The sequence below is a fragment of the Sphingomonas sp. GW821-FHT10F11 genome (genome assembly GCF_058809095.1).
This window is the reverse complement of sequence record NZ_JBXASH010000002.1, coordinates 756522-769869: the sequence shown is the minus strand read 5'-3', so window position 1 is coordinate 769869 and position 13348 is coordinate 756522. Positions and strand designations below refer to the sequence as shown.

Genomic DNA, 13348 nt, shown 5'->3' with positions numbered 1-13348 from the left:
GCAGGCGGAGCGCCGGCGGTGCATGGGTGAGCTGCAATTATGCAGGGCGCGTGTCGTTCGCGATCAACTTCCGTCATCGGGCTTGTTCCGGCATCCAGCGTTCCGCCAGTGCCTCGGGCCGTTTTGATGTGCGGCCCGGTGGACCCCGGAACAAGTCCGGGGTGACGGTGGGGATGGGTGAGCGGGCGACATAAGGGAGCGGGCACGGCGCTATGTTCGATTGGGACGACCTGCGGATATTCCTCGCGGTGGCGCGCTCGCGGCATCTGGCGTCGGCGGCGCGGTCGCTGGGGATGGATGCAACCACGGTGGGCCGGCGCTTGCGGCGGCTCGGGGCGGCGCTTCAATCCGAATTGTTCGAGGTCGAGGCGGGCGAGCGGCGGCTGACCGAGCAGGGCCAGGCGCTGCTCGCGCATGCCGAGACGATCGAGAGCACGGCGCTCCACGCGCTGGGCGAAGTGGCCGGCGGATCGACCCAGGCGACCGGGCATGTCAGGCTGAGCGTCGCCGAGGGCGTCGCGACCTGGGTGCTGGCGCCGCGCCTGCCCGACTTCCGCAAGCGCCATCCCGATATCCGGCTCGACCTGGTCACCGCTTCCGGCTTCCTCAATCCGTCGAAGCGCGAGGCCGATATCGCGGTGATGATGGCCCGGCCCCGCCATGGCCGGCTGATCGCGGCGAAGCTCGCCGATTACCGGCTGCGGCTCTATGCCGCGACGCGCTATCTCGACACGCATGGCCCGATCGGGTCGATCGAGGAGCTGAGCGGGCATACGCTGATCGGCTATGTTCCGGAATTCCTCTATTCCCCCGAGCTCGATTATCTCGGCGAGGTCGCGCCGGGGTTCGACGCCAATCTCCGCTCGACCAGCATCAACGTGCAGTATAGCGCCATCGCCAACGGCACCGGTATCGGCGTGCTGCCAAGCTTCATCGCCGACCAGGATCCGGGGCTTACCATGTTGTTTCCCGACCAGGTCGATATCGTGCGCAGCTTCTGGCTGGTGACTCATAGCGACATGCGGCGGCTCGCGCGGATCGATGCGGTGCTGGAATGGTTGAAGGAATCGGCGACGGGCGAGTTGCGACCGTCGATATTTGCCCCAGGGAGGACAAGATGAGCGTCGCATTCCGCCGCGAGAGCGACGAGGAGCACAAGGAACCGAAATTCGAGCTGCCGCTGCCGCCCGGGCCCAACCTGGTGACGGCGCGCGGCCTCGCGCTGATGGATGCGCGGGTGGCGGCGCTGGAGGCGGCGATCGAGGCCGAAGCCGATCATGACGCGCGCGAGGCGCTGAAGCGCGAGCTGCGTTACTGGAACACGCGCCAGACGACCGCGATCGTGGCGCCCGAGCCCGGCGGCGAGGAGGTCGCGTTCGGCACCAGCGTCACCTTTCGCCTCAACGGTGCGCTGCGCACGATCCACATCGTCGGCAGCGACGAGGCCGATCCGGCGGCGGGGCGCATCGCCTTCACCGGCCCGCTGGTGAAGGCGATGATGGGCGCCGGGCCCGGCGACCTGATCGACTTTGGCGGCGTCGACGACGCGATCGAGATCGTCGAGGTCGGCCGGATCGCCAGCCCAGACTCAAACGCAAGTATCTGAACGGGAGTAACAGGCCTGACACAATTTGCGACAATCCGAATCCTTGTGGATGCAGACGCATGCCCCGTAAAGGATGAGGTCTATAAAGTGGCCTTTCGCCATGAGGTGCCCGTGGCCATCGTGAGTAACAGCATCATGCGCATTCCGGTTCATCCGCTGGTCGAGCGGGTGGTGGTGAGCGACGCGTTCGATGCCGCCGACGACTGGATCGCCGATCGCGCGACCCCTGAAGCGGTCGTCGTTACTAGTGATATTCTCCTTGCCGACCGGTGCCTTAAGGCAGGTGCCACAGTGATCGCGCCGACCGGCAAGCCCTTCACCACCAGCTCGATCGGGGCGGCGATCGCGACCCGCGCGATCATGGCCGATCTGCGCGCCGGCGGTGACGCGATCGGCGGCCCGGCACCCTTTTCGAAGACCGACCGGTCGCGTTTCCTCTCGGCGCTCGACCAGGCGCTGGTATCGCTCGGGCGCAAGGGGCGCCCGTCATGAGCCAGGACAAGTTCGAGCGTCATCGTCAGCCCTGGACGAGCGACGAAATCCAGAAACTCCATGTCCTCGCCAAAAAAGGCATGGCGCTCAAGGCGATAGCCAAGGCGCTGAAGCGAAGCGAGGAATCTACCAAGGATCGCGCCAAGGCCGACGGCCTGTCTATCGCGAAACTCAGGTAAGATATAGGATATAGGATAAACAAAGCATTTGCCTGTACCGCCGCGTGCAGGAGAGGAACCAAGAGCTGAGGCGTGTTGTTCGGCACATTCCTGCGAGGGATTTTCCCATCGCACTGTGCGGATACGGTCTGAAGCGATGGAGAAAGAATGACCGTGCGATCGCCTGACCCAGTGCGTATGTCCTCGCTCGCCGCGCTCGCCGCGGTGTTGCTGCTGTCCGGCTGCGGCAAGGGCGCGTCGCAGGAACAGGGCGGCGGCCGGCGTCGCGGACCGCAGGGGCCGCCCCAGGTCGGTTTCGTCGTCATCCAGCCGACCAGCGTACCGATCCCGACCGAGCTGGCGGGGCGCACCACCGCCTATGAAAGTTCCGAGGTTCGTCCGCAGGTATCGGGAGTCGTCTATCGCCGCTTCTTCACCGAAGGCGCGCTCGTCCGGCAGGGCCAGCCGCTCTATCAGATCGACCCGAGCCTCTACCGCGCCGCCGCCAACCAGGCCCAGGCCAATCTCGCCAGCGCCACCGCCAGCGCCGAGGCAGCGCGCATCCGGGCCGAGCGTTACAAGCCGCTCGCCGAGATCGAAGCCGTGGCGAAGCAGGATTATACCGACGCCCTCGCTCAATCGCGCCAGGCCCAGGCCGCCGTCGCGCAGAACCGCGCCGCGCTCGACACGGCGCGGGTGAACCTGCGCTTCACCACCGTTCCCGCGCCGATCACCGGGCGGATCGGGCGGTCGCTGTTCACCGTGGGTGCGCTGGTCACGACCAACCAGGCCGATCCGCTCGCGACGATCCAGCGGCTCGATCCGATGTACGTCGACATCCAGCAATCGAGCGCCGACCTGCTCAGGCTGCGGCGCGAGCTGGCCACCGGCGGGCACACCCCGGCCAATGCCGAGGTCCGCCTGAAGCTCGAGGACGGCAGCGACTACGGCTATGCCGGCTCAGTCGAATTCTCCGAAGTGGTGGTCAGCCCGACCACCGGCACCATCACCTTGCGCGCGCGATTCCCCAATCCGCAGGGCGAATTGCTGCCCGGCATGTTCGTGCGGGCGAGTTTCGCCCAGTCGATCGACAACAACGCCTTCCTGATTCCGCAGCCGGCGGTGTCGCGCGACCCCAAGGGCATCGCGACGGTGTTCATCGTCGGCCCCGGCAACAAGGCGATCCAGCGCCAGGTCACCGCGACCCGCGCGATCGGCAGCAACTGGGTCGTCACCTCAGGCCTGAACACGGGCGACAAGGTGATCGTCCAGGGCGTCGGCAAGACCCTGCCCAACCAGGTCGTGCGGCCCGTGCCGATGAGCCAGCCGGAACGCATCGGGCCGCCCCAGGGCGGCGCCAGAAACGGGGGCCAGGGCAACCAGGCCGGCCAGAAGCGCGGTTGACCGGCCAGTGATTTCACGCATCTTCATCGACCGGCCGATCTTCGCCTGGGTCGTCGCGATCATCATCATGCTGGCGGGCGTCGGGGCGATCTTCACCCTGCCGATCGAGCAGTTCCCCGACGTGGCGCCGCCCAACGTCAATGTCCGCGCCAATTACCCCGGCGCCTCGTCCGAAACGCTGGAGAACAGCGTCACGCAGGTGATCGAGCAGCAGCTGACCGGCATCGACGGGCTGCTCTATTTCAGCTCCAACTCGAACTCGCGCGGCGGCGTGACCATCAGCGCGACCTTCGAGAAGGGGACCGACCCGGACATCGCGCAGGTGCAGGTGCAGAACAAGGTGCAGCAGGCGCTGTCCCGCCTGCCCACCCAGGTGCAGCAACAGGGCCTGACCGTCACCAAATCCAACCCCGACTTCCTGATGGTCGCCGCGATCTTCGACACGACCGACACGCGCACCAACCAGGACGTGTCGGACTATCTGGTGTCCACCCTGCAGGAACCGATCGGCCGCCTGGAGGGCGTGGGCGACATCAATGTGTTCGGATCGCAATATGCGATGCGCGTCTGGCTCAACCCGGACCGGCTCGCGAGCTATTCGCTCATGCCGAGCGACATCGTCGCCGCCATCACGGCGCAGAATGCCGAAGTCGCGGCGGGCGAGGTGGGCGGCGTGCCCAACAGCCCCGATCAGGCGCTCAACGCCACGGTGACGGCGCAGAGCCGCCTGTCGACGCCGGCCCAGTTCGCCAACATCGTCGTGAAGACCCAGCCCGACGGATCGACTCTCCATTTGAAGGATGTCGCCAGGGTCGAGCTGGGTGCCGAGAATTACGGCATCGTCAGCCGGGTCAACGGGCATCCCGGCGCGGGCATCGCGGTCAGCCTGGCGCCCGGCGCGGACGCGCTGAAGACAGCCGAGCTGGTCAAGGCCGAGATCGCCGCCCAGGCGAAGAAATTCCCGGCCGGTTTCGCCTATGATTTCCCGCAGGACGTGACCGAGTTCATCAAGCTGTCGGTCGAGGAAGTGGTCTGGACCCTGATCGAGGCGATCATCCTGGTCGTCATCGTCATGTTCATTTTCCTGCAGAGCTGGCGCGCGACCCTGATCCCGACCATCGCGGTCCCGGTCGTGCTGCTCGGCACCTTCGCCATCTTCGCGATTGCCGGCTTCACCATCAACACGCTCACCATGTTCGGCCTGGTGCTGGCGATCGGCCTGCTCGTCGACGACGCGATCGTCGTCGTGGAGAATGTCGAACGCCTGATGGAAGAGAATCCGGGCATGAGCCCGCGTGACGCGACGATCGAATCGATGAACGAGATTACCGTCGCGCTGATCGCCATCGCGCTGGTGCTGTCGGCGGTGTTCCTGCCGATGGCGTTCTTCGGCGGATCGACCGGCGTGATCTATCGGCAATTCTCCGTCACGATCGTGTCGGCGATGGTGCTGTCGGTCGTGGTGGCGCTCGTCCTCACGCCGGCGCTCACCGCGAGCTTGCTGAAGCGCAAGGAAGAGGAACGCGAGAGCAACCATGAATGGATCCGGTGGATCCAGCATCGGATGGAAGCGGCCAAGACCTGGTTCAACACCCATTTCGAGCGCAACCAGAACCGCTATCAGAAGGCGGTCGCCAAGGTGGTCGACCGCAAGATCCTGTTCCTGGCGATCTATGGCGTCACCGTGGTGATCCTGGCCATCATGTTCGTGAAACTGCCGACCGGCTTCCTGCCGACCGAGGACCAGGGCACGACCAGCATCCAGTTCAACCTCGCCCCCGGCGCGACGATCGGCAAGACCCAGCTGGCGCAGCGCGAGATCGAGAAATATTTCCTCCAGACCGAAGCCAAGAATACCGACGCGATCATGACCGTCGCGGGCGGCGGCGGCGGCGGCCAGAATACAGGCCGCGGCTTCGTCGCCTTGAAGGACTGGGCCGAGCGCAAGGGCGAATATAATGGCGCGGATGCGATTGCGCGGCGCGCGACCCAGGCGCTGGGCGGCCTGCGCGATGTCGAATTCTACGCGACGGTGCCGTCGGCGGTGCGCGGCCTGGGCCAGTCCGCCGGCTTCCAGATGGAGCTGCAGAATACCGGCGGCCTGAGCCGCCAGGAGTTCAAGGCGGCGCGCGACAAGCTGCTGGCGGCGGCGCGCGCCGACCCGACGCTCCAGGCGGTCCGCCCGACCGACCTGCAGGATCAGCCGACGCTCAAGGTCGATGTCGACCCGCAAAAGCTGAGTACGCTCGGGCTCAGCCAGGCCGACGTCAACGCCACGCTGTCGACCGCCTGGGGCGGGCGCTACGTCAACGACTTCAACGACCGCGGCCGCGTGAAGCGCGTCTATGTCCAGGGCGATGCGCCATACCGCGCCGCGCCGGATGATATCGCTTCCTGGTTCGTCCGCGGATCGACCGGCGACATGGCGCCCTTCTCATCCTTCGCCAATGTCACCTGGGGCACGGCGCCGTCGTCGCTCAGCCGGTTCGGCGGTTTCTCCTCTTATGAGCTGCAGGGCCAGGCGGCGCCGGGCGTCAGCTCGGGCGAAGCGATGGCGCGAATGGAAGAGCTTGCCGCTCAACTGCCGGGCACCAGCGTGGCATGGGCCGGCCTGTCCTTCCAGGAACGGCTGTCCTCGGGTCAGGCGCCCTATCTCTATGCGCTGTCGCTGCTGGTCGTCTTCCTGTGCCTGGCTGCGCTGTACGAAAGCTGGACGATCCCGATCGCGGTGCTGCTGATCATTCCGCTCGGGCTGGTCGGCGCGGTGTTCGCGGTGACCCTGCGGGGCCTGGAGAACGACGTGTTCCTGCAGATCGGCCTCCTGACGACGATGGGCCTGGCGGCGAAGAACGCCATCCTGATGATCGAGTTCGCCGAGCAGGCCGAGAAGCAGGGCAAGCGCGTGATCGAGGCGGCGCTGGAGGCGGCTCGTATCCGTCTCCGCCCGATCCTGATGACGAGCCTCGCCTTCATCTTCGGCGTACTGCCGCTCGCCATCTCGACCGGCGCGGGCGCGAACAGCCGCGTCGCGATCGGCACGGCGGTGATCGGCGGCATGCTGACCGCGACGATTCTCGCGATCTTCTACATTCCCTTGTTCTTCGTGCTGGTCCGGCGCGGCACGCGGGACGTGATGAAGCGGCTGCACCATGAGCATCCGGCGCCCCCCGCAGAACCCGAAGGGGAGAAGGCCTGATGCGCCGGTTTGTCCTGCTTCTCGCGGCAACCTCGCTCGGCGCCTGTTCGATGGCACCCAAATATGTGCGGCCCGAATTGCCGGTGCCCGCATCCTGGCCGGCCGGCGATTCCTATCTGAAGCAGAGCGAGGCCGCGCTGCCGGCGGTCACCTATCGCGACATCTTCCGCGACCAGCGGCTGCAGGCGCTGATCGAACAGGCGCTGACCAACAATCGCGACCTGCGCGTCGCGGCGGCCAATATCGCGGCGGCGCGGGCGCAATATCGCATCCAGCGGTCCGAGCTGTTCCCCGAGGTCGGTGCATCGGCGGGCGTCACCCGGTCCGATAACGGCAACGGTGCGGGGGGCCAGACCAATTTTTCGGTCGATGGCGGCATCACCGCGTTCGAGCTCGACCTGTTCGGCCGGATCCGGTCGCTGAGCAATGCCGCGCAGAACAGCTATTTCGCGACCGAGGCGGCGGCGCGGGCTACCCGCCTGACCCTGGTCGGCGACATCGCCAGCGCCTGGCTGACTTATGGCGCGGACAAGAGCCTCCAGGCGATCTCCGAGGACACGGCGAAGAGCGCCGAGCAGAGCGTCAAGCTGACCCGGGCGCGGCTGGAGGGCGGCATCGCGCCGCGCACCGATCTGCGCCAGGCCGAGACGGTGCTGGCGACCGCGCAATCCGACCTTGCCCAGCAGACCACCGATGTCGCGCAGGACATCAATGCACTGCAATTGCTGGTCGGCGCACCGATCGACCCGAGCCTCTTGCCCGGATCGATCGAGGAGACGGGCAAGACCGTCGCCGAGCTGCCCGCCGGGGTCGATTCCGGCATCCTGCTGCGCCGCCCCGATGTGGTGCAGGCGGAATATCAGCTGCGCAGCGCCAATGCCGAGATCGGCGCGGCGCGCGCGGCTTTGTTCCCGCGCATCTCGCTGACCGCGGTGCTGGGCCTGGCGAGCGGGGCGCTGGGCGATCTCTTCAAGGGCGGGGCGTTCAACTATTCGACCGGCGCCAATGCCAGCTACACCATCTTCAACGCGGGCGGGGGCCGGGCGAATGTCCGCCTGTCCGAGGCGCAGCGCGACGCGGCGCTGGCCGGATATGAGAAGTCGATCCAGACGGCGTTCCGCGAGGTATCGGATGCGCTGGCGCGGCGCGGCACGATCACCGAACAGGTCCGCGCGAACGAAGTGCTGACGACCGCATCGGCCGACAATTACCGCCTGTCCGACGCGCGCTATCGCGGGGGCATCGATACCTTCCTGAACAGTCTCGACGCGCAACGAACGCTCTATTCCGCTCGGCGGCAGCTGATCTCGACCCAGCTGATCGCGGCGACCAACCTGGTCACGCTCTACCGCGTGCTGGGCGGGGATTCGACCTTGGACGCTACGGCTGCCGGGCCGAAGCCGATGGGTGGTGCAACGACGCCCTGATTGCTGCGGCTCATGCTGCAGCCGCTCGCTTGACGGATGCTCAAAGCGGGTAAAGGATGCTGCCGGCATGACGACCACACCAGATCCGGCTGCGTTCTTCCGCGAGATGCTCGGCCAGTGGGAGCAGATGGCCAACCAGTTCGGCGGCCAGGTGATGAAGTCGGGCGAATTCTCCCGGGTGATGCAGGGCGCCAACAGCGCGACGATGACTGCCCAGGCCGCCGCGCACCAGATGATGGACAAGGCGCTGGCCGCCGCGAACATGCCGAGCCGCAGCGAGGTGGAGGATCTGTCGGCGCGCGTCAGGCGGATCGAGGAATCGGTCGGGCGGATCGAGGCGCTGTTGATGGCCCAGGCGGGCATCGCGCCGCCGGAGCGGCCGAAACCGAAGCGCACCCGCAAGCCGCCGGGCAAACCAGCTTGAGCGTGTCGCAGCGCTGACCATGGCCGAGCAGAGCGCCCCCGACCTGTTCACCCAGGCCAGCACGGCGTTTGACCGCGCCTTGCAGCGCAACTTCAAGGGGCTCGATTATTTCGCCTCGCCCGCGCCGGTGCTGGGGGCCAGCCCCAAGGACCTGCTGATCCAGCGCGGCACGATGAACCTCTATCATTATCGCCCGATGACCGACGAGGTGTACCGGGTGCCGTTGCTGCTGGTGATGGCGACGACCAATCGCGGGTACATCTTCGACATGGTGCCCGGGCAGAGCCTGGTCGAATATCTGCTCAAGGCGGGGTTCGACGTGTTCATGCTCGACTGGAGCCCCCCGCGCGCCGACGAGAAGGGCCTGACGCTCGACGATTATGTGCTCGATTTCATTCCCAGCGCGATCGCGCGAGTGCAGCAGGAGACCGGCGAGGACGAGTTCACCGTTGTCGGCTATTGTTTCGGCGGTGTGCTCTCCCTGCTCTGGGCGGCGCTGCACCCGGACGCGCCGATGAAGAACCTCGTCACCTTCACCACACCGGTGGATTTTTCCAAGATGGAGATGTTCCAGGCCTGGGCGGACAAGCGCTTCTTCGATGTCGACCGGCTGGTCGATACCTTCGGCAATTGCCCGGCCGACTATCTCTACACCGCGTTCGACATGTTGCGGCCGGGCGCGCGGATCGCGGGGAATATCCGGCTGCTCGACAATCTGTGGAACGACGAATACGTCAAATCCTTCCGCATGTTCGACCGCTGGGCGAGCGATACGCTGCCGCTCGCGGGCGAATATTTCCGCGAGACGACCAAGAAGCTGATGTGGGGCAATGCACTCAACCATGGCACGATGGAGGTCGGCGGGCGGCCGGTCGATCTGGGCAGGATCACAGCACCTTTCCTGCACGTCACCGCCGAGCACGACCATATCGTGCCGTCCGAAGCCTCGGCGCCGCTGATCGAGAAGATCGGATCGGCCGACAAGGAACAGGTGACAATGAAGGGCGGCCATGTCAGCCTCGTCGCCGGAGGCAACGCGATCAAGCGGCTATGGCCGAAACTGGTCGACTGGTTGGGGGAGCGGTCCGTTTGAGCCATCACATCAGGCGTTTCGCAGCCGCCGACCGCGACGCGATGCTCGCCTTCGCCAACAATTTGCCCGAGCACGACCTGCTGTTCCTGGGCCGCGACCTGAAGCATCCGCGCGTGGTCGATGCCTGGCAGTCGGCGATCGAGGAGGGCTGGATCGACAGCCTGATCGCCGAGGACGGCGGGCAGTTCGTCGGCACCGCCGCGCTGGTACGCGATCCGCTGGGCTGGAGCGCTCATGTCGGCGAGATCCGGCTGCTCGTCGCGCCGGGCAAGCGCGGATCGGGGATCGGGCGCGACCTGCTCGAGGCGATCTATGCCGTGGCGATGGAGCGCGGCCTGGAGAAGCTGATCGCTCAGATGACCCCCGACCAGATCGGATCGGTGATGCTGTTCGAGAGCCTGGGCTTCCGCGCCGAGGCCTTGCTGAAGGACCATGTCCGCGATCGCGACGGCAAGCCGCACGACCTTGCCATCCTGGCCCATGATGTCGCGCGGGTGACCGCGCAGCACCGGGCGTTCGGGTTGGACGAATGAACCATATCGAAATGCAGCGGGTTCAGACTGCACGCAGATGGAAGGATGACCGAATGACCGCACCCCAGGCCGACGAGATACGGCCGCCGTCAGCGCTTCTGGCCTTTACCGAGCTGCCCCGCGCACTCGCCGAGTTCAGTTCGTTGGGACTGGCCGCGCCGATCCTCGCCACCGCGCCGCGCGGCGACGGGCATCCGGTGATGGTGCTGCCCGGCTTCGTCACCAGCGACCGGTCGACCACGGTGCTGCGGCGCTTCCTCTCCGGGCTCGGCTATGACGCGCATGAATGGGGTCTCGGCCGCAATCTCGGGCCCAGGGCGATCGGCTATGAGGGCGAGAAGCTGGTCGAGCGGCTGCGCCAAATCCATGAGGCGACGGGGCAGAAGGTCAGCCTGGTCGGCTGGAGCCTGGGCGGCGTGATGGCGCGCCAGCTCTCGCGGCGTGCGCCTGAAGCGGTGCGGCAGGTGATCTCGCTTGGATCGCCCTTCACCGGCACGCCGCGCGCGACCAATGTGTGGCGCGCTTATGAGGTGCTGACGGGGCAGAAGATCGACGATCCTTCCGTGCGCAGCCAGATGCGCGAAAGCGCCGAGGTGCCGCCGGTGCCCTCGACCGCGATCTATTCGCGCGAGGACGGCGTGGTCGCCTGGCAGAACTGCATCGAGCCGCGCGGGCCGGAAACCGACAATATCGAAGTGCATGGCAGCCATTGCGGGCTCGGGGTGAACCCGGCGGTACTCTATGCGATCGCCGACCGGCTGGCACAGGCCGAGGGCGAATGGCGGCCGTTCGAGCGGTCCGGGCTGAAGGCGCTGGTCTACCCGTTCGCGGGGCATGCGTAGCCTCCAGTTCCTCCCCGGAACGGGGAAGGGGACCGCCCGCCTTCTTCAGGCGGGTGGTAGAGGGGTTTGGGAGTCGGAACACCTGTCCCGCGCTCCAAGCCCCTCCACCATTCGCTGAAGAAGCGAATGGTCCCCCTCCCCGAGCAAGCTCGGGGGAGGAATTAAGAATCCTTGCCCTTCAGCGGCTGCACCGCATCCCGGCCGATCTGCATGATCAGTTCGCCGATCTCGCGGGCCTGGCTCATGCTGCGGCTGCCCTGGTCGCGCAGATAGTCGCCCTGGACCTTCATCACTTCGGACAGGTCCTTGGCCGCCGCCGCGGCGCGCATGGCCGCGAAGGCCTGGCGTGCGTTGTTCTCGGCTTGGTCGATCAGCTTCATGCTGACGGTCGATCCGCCCTCCGCGACCTTGGCGCCCGAGGCGCGCATCGCCTCGCCGGCCTTTTTTGCCGGATCGACGATCTTCTCGTTGATCGTGTCCTTGACCTTGTCCGTCGTGCTCTTCTTGTCCGCCATCACTTCGCTCCTTTGCGGGGTGCCGGTTTGCGCCCGGCTGCGGCCGGCTTCGTCGCCGGTTTGGGTTTCGCCGCGGCCCTTGGCCTGGGCGGGGCTTTGGGTTTTGCCGGCGCCGTTCCGCCGAGCGTCGCTGCCTTCAACGCGTCAAAGGAGGATTTGAGCGCAGCCGCGTATTTTTCCGGGTCGGGCATCATGTCGCGGTCGGCGGTGAACGAGATCGCGATGGTCTCGCCATAGGAATAGACCGGGTTGATCAGCCCCATGGAATCGAACACGGGTGCCGTCCCATAGCTCGCCAACATCTTCGCGCCGCAGAAATAGAGCGGGACGCGCGGGCCGGGTACGTTGGTGACGACGGTGTTGAACACGGGTGCGTGGGTGTTGGCGGCCCCCACCCTCGTATAGAGCCGCGCCGCCAGGCCGGCGAGGCCCGAGGGGATGAGCTGGCTGTAATCGGCGAGGCTGCGCGCGCCGACCGCGTTGGTCATCGCCTTGGAATTGACCGCTTCGTCATGGACATATTTCAGCCGTTCGAGCGGATCGGCGATGTGCGTGCCGAGCGGGATGACCATCGCCGAGACGAGATTGCCGAGCGCCGCCTTCTCGCCCTCCCCGCGCACCGAGATCGGCGCCATCGCGGTGAGCGAGTCCTTCGGCAGCTCGTTCTTGTCCTCGAGATAGGTGCGCAGGCCGCCGCCGACGATGGCGAGGATCACGTCGTTGACCGTCGCATCGGGCACCGCGTTCTTCATCGCGCGGATATCGGCGAGCTTGAACGGTACCGCGTCGAACACCCGGTGCGGCGAGACCTTGCCGTTGAAGCGCGTCTTGGGCGCCATCTTCGTGTTCGACAGGCTGACCTCGCCCTTGCCGACGGTCGCCGCGAGCTTGGCCATGCCGGGCAGCGAGCGGCCGATTGTTTCGACCACGCGCATCGGCTGGCGCAGCGAGTTGAAATAGCTGCGGGTGAGCAGGTCCGCCACATTGGGCATATGCTCGGGTTTCCACTCGTCCTTTTCCTTGGGCGGCGCCATGCTCGCGTCGAGATCGTGAACGGCGGTCGACATCTCGACCCCCGACATGCCGTCGACCGCGGCGTGATGGACCTTCGACACAAGGGCGAAGCAGCCGGGGGGCAGGCCTTCGACATTGTCGAGCCCCTCGATCACGGTGAATTCCCAGAGTGGCTTGTTGAGGTCCATCGGGCGCGAATGGAGGCGCGCGACCTGGATGCAGAGCTGGCGCCAGTCGCCGGGCTTGGGCAGCGCGATGTGGCGGACATGGAATTCAAGGTCGAATTCCGGGTCCTCGATCCAATAGGGATGATCGAGATCGAACGGCACGCGCACGAGCCGCTGGCGGAAGCTGCGCGCGCCGGAGAGGCGCGAGCCGATGAAGTTCAGCACGTCCTTGAAGCGGACGAACCCGCCCGGCGCGGTGGAAGGATCGTAGATTGCGACCGAGCCGATATGCATCGGCGTGTGCGGCGTCTCCAGATAAACGAACGACGCATCCTGGCCTGACAGTTGAAGCATGCCCTACTCCCTATTCCCCTGCTCCTCCCCGGAACGGGGAGGGGGACCGCGCTTGCGCGATGGAGGGGCTGGCGCGCGGGGCAGACATTCCGCGCTCCAAGCCCCTCCACCATTCGCTGAAGA

13 protein-coding genes are annotated in these 13348 nt (G+C 66.4%); 11 read left to right on the top strand and 2 right to left on the bottom strand.

The genetic code is table 11. The annotated features are described in order from the left end of the window. The first annotated feature begins 212 nt into the window (after nucleotides 1-212). From AC1RT8_RS09985 to AC1RT8_RS09935, 11 genes are all read left to right on the top strand, one after another. The gene (locus AC1RT8_RS09985; protein WP_493075451.1) at nucleotides 213-1121 is read left to right on the top strand and encodes a LysR family transcriptional regulator; all 909 of its coding nucleotides are present in this window, start codon (nucleotides 213-215) and stop codon (nucleotides 1119-1121) included. After that, nucleotides 1118-1606 (top strand): GreA/GreB family elongation factor, encoded by a 489-nt coding sequence (locus AC1RT8_RS09980; protein ID WP_493075450.1) that lies wholly within the window; start codon nucleotides 1118-1120, stop codon nucleotides 1604-1606. The genes AC1RT8_RS09985 and AC1RT8_RS09980 overlap by 4 nt, the downstream gene beginning before the upstream one ends. A gap of 33 nt (nucleotides 1607-1639) precedes the next feature. Beyond that, entirely contained in the window at nucleotides 1640-2098 is a 459-nt protein-coding gene (locus AC1RT8_RS09975) for a YaiI/YqxD family protein (protein WP_493075587.1), read from the top strand. Continuing rightward, a complete protein-coding gene (locus AC1RT8_RS09970; protein WP_465169875.1) occupies nucleotides 2095-2277 on the top strand; it encodes a hypothetical protein in 183 nt (60 codons plus the stop codon). The genes AC1RT8_RS09975 and AC1RT8_RS09970 overlap by 4 nt, the downstream gene beginning before the upstream one ends. A gap of 177 nt (nucleotides 2278-2454) precedes the next feature. Continuing rightward, nucleotides 2455-3660 (top strand): efflux RND transporter periplasmic adaptor subunit, encoded by a 1206-nt coding sequence (locus AC1RT8_RS09965; RefSeq protein WP_493075586.1) that lies wholly within the window; start codon nucleotides 2455-2457, stop codon nucleotides 3658-3660. Between the two features lie 7 nt (nucleotides 3661-3667). Beyond that, nucleotides 3668-6856: an efflux RND transporter permease subunit gene (locus tag AC1RT8_RS09960; protein WP_493075449.1), complete on the top strand. Its 3189-nt coding sequence runs from the start codon at nucleotides 3668-3670 to the stop codon at nucleotides 6854-6856. Continuing rightward, nucleotides 6856-8283, top strand: a complete 1428-nt coding sequence (locus AC1RT8_RS09955) for an efflux transporter outer membrane subunit (RefSeq protein ID WP_493075448.1) — start codon at nucleotides 6856-6858, stop codon at nucleotides 8281-8283. Before AC1RT8_RS09960 ends, AC1RT8_RS09955 begins: the two co-directional genes overlap by 1 nt. Before the next feature lie 67 nt (nucleotides 8284-8350). After that, nucleotides 8351-8707, top strand: a complete 357-nt coding sequence (locus tag AC1RT8_RS09950; RefSeq protein WP_493075447.1) for a poly(R)-hydroxyalkanoic acid synthase subunit PhaE — start codon at nucleotides 8351-8353, stop codon at nucleotides 8705-8707. Between the two features lie 19 nt (nucleotides 8708-8726). Beyond that, nucleotides 8727-9800 (top strand): alpha/beta fold hydrolase, encoded by a 1074-nt coding sequence (locus AC1RT8_RS09945; protein ID WP_493075446.1) that lies wholly within the window; start codon nucleotides 8727-8729, stop codon nucleotides 9798-9800. After that, nucleotides 9797-10333: a GNAT family N-acetyltransferase gene (locus AC1RT8_RS09940; protein WP_493075445.1), complete on the top strand. Its 537-nt coding sequence runs from the start codon at nucleotides 9797-9799 to the stop codon at nucleotides 10331-10333. The genes AC1RT8_RS09945 and AC1RT8_RS09940 overlap by 4 nt, the downstream gene beginning before the upstream one ends. Before the next feature lie 53 nt (nucleotides 10334-10386). After that, nucleotides 10387-11175 (top strand): esterase/lipase family protein, encoded by a 789-nt coding sequence (locus tag AC1RT8_RS09935; RefSeq protein WP_493075444.1) that lies wholly within the window; start codon nucleotides 10387-10389, stop codon nucleotides 11173-11175. Nucleotides 11176-11336: 161 nt separating this feature from the next. On the opposite strand, the gene AC1RT8_RS09930 is transcribed toward AC1RT8_RS09935, so the two are convergent. Next, nucleotides 11337-11690, bottom strand: a complete 354-nt coding sequence (locus tag AC1RT8_RS09930) for a phasin family protein (RefSeq protein WP_493075443.1) — start codon at nucleotides 11688-11690, stop codon at nucleotides 11337-11339. Then, nucleotides 11690-13225 (bottom strand): WS/DGAT/MGAT family O-acyltransferase, encoded by a 1536-nt coding sequence (locus AC1RT8_RS09925; protein ID WP_493075442.1) that lies wholly within the window; start codon nucleotides 13223-13225, stop codon nucleotides 11690-11692. Before AC1RT8_RS09925 ends, AC1RT8_RS09930 begins: the two co-directional genes overlap by 1 nt. Nucleotides 13226-13348 lie beyond the last annotated feature (123 nt).